Source organism: Paenibacillus sp. 598K (assembly GCF_003851045.1).
In the GTDB taxonomy this organism is placed as follows: domain Bacteria; phylum Bacillota; class Bacilli; order Paenibacillales; family Paenibacillaceae; genus Paenibacillus_D.
This window is the reverse complement of record NZ_BFBX01000058.1, coordinates 714-1,338: the sequence shown is the minus strand read 5'-3', so window position 1 is coordinate 1,338 and position 625 is coordinate 714. Positions and strand designations below refer to the sequence as shown.

The 625-nt window shown below is 59.0% G+C and carries 1 protein-coding gene; it reads left to right on the top strand.

Annotation, left to right across the window (positions count from 1 at the left end; genetic code table 11):
* Window positions 1-327: 327 nt before the first annotated feature.
* Window positions 328-625 (top strand): hypothetical protein (locus tag PA598K_RS36245; protein WP_185602047.1); only part of this gene is annotated, 298 nt, incomplete at its 3' end.

Here is a 625-nt window from a genome sequence, read left to right as displayed (position 1 = left end):
GCGAAGCGCCGGCGCTTCGCCGAGCAAAACCGAGGAATCCTCCAGCAAGTTGCCCAGACGTCATGCCGCCGGAGTGGTCATCCAACCGCCGTCATACCGCTGGACCCCGCGCGCTGCTTCCTTTGCTTAGACATGCGAAGCCCTCCTTCATAGGTTGTGTATACATGGTTGCACGCGATCTGCTGTAAGTGTACACTATCTCCATAACAATTGCTTTGCACATCTTATGCCGGATGATCTCCGGGAGGCCTTGATGTCAAGAAGGGCGATAATTCTTCAACAAATCCTTTTGCACAAAGTATTGATCCAGGGGAGGTCCAGCGCACGATGCATATCTACTCGCACGGAGCAGGGGTGATCCACCCCGAGATGGAGACCGAGGCGGGCGGCATCCATCCCGGTACCTGGGAGGTGCTGTATCTGACCGAGGGTACAGCGCGCATGACGTGGTCGCATCTGAGCTGCGAAGCGACAGCGCCTGCCGTGTTCGTCCTGAAGCCGGGGACGCCGCATACGCTGGTCGCTATGAGCGGGGAGGTCGCTTATTTCTTCGTCGTAGGCGGTGCTGAGCATGAGGGGGATAACGGCGCTGACGGGACGACCCGTCTGGCGCTCGATCCGGAGC